The sequence below is a fragment of the Leyella stercorea genome, from assembly GCF_021531655.1.
Genome location: NZ_JADYUF010000130.1, coordinates 1 through 314 on the forward strand (window position 1 = coordinate 1; position 314 = coordinate 314).

Annotated in this window: 1 tRNA gene and 1 rRNA gene; both read left to right on the top strand. The window is 46.2% G+C overall.

The window, feature by feature from the left end:
- Nucleotides 1-66, top strand: a 16S ribosomal RNA gene (locus tag I6E49_RS14330); the annotation flags it as partial.
- Nucleotides 67-233: 167 nt separating this feature from the next.
- Nucleotides 234-307: transfer RNA gene (locus I6E49_RS14335), tRNA-Ile, on the top strand.
- Nucleotides 308-314 lie beyond the last annotated feature (7 nt).

Genomic DNA, 314 nt, shown 5'->3' on the forward strand with positions numbered 1-314 from the left:
CCGGTGATTGGGGCTAAGTCGTAACAAGGTAGCCGTACCGGAAGGTGCGGCTGGAACACCTCCTTTCTGGAGAGGTTTCTTGACGCAGCTCGACCGAGTTTTGCAAGGTCAAGCAAGAAAAGAACACCTTAAAGACGCTTCATGTAATAAGAATTAGGTAAGTATTTACCTCTCTTCTTGTACCGCAAGTTTGTTTACTAAATAATTAAGAAGGTCCAGTCAACGGACAAGACAGTCCTATAGCTCAGTTGGTTAGAGCGCCACACTGATAATGTGGAGGTCGGCAGTTCAAGTCTGCCTGGGACTACTTCTTA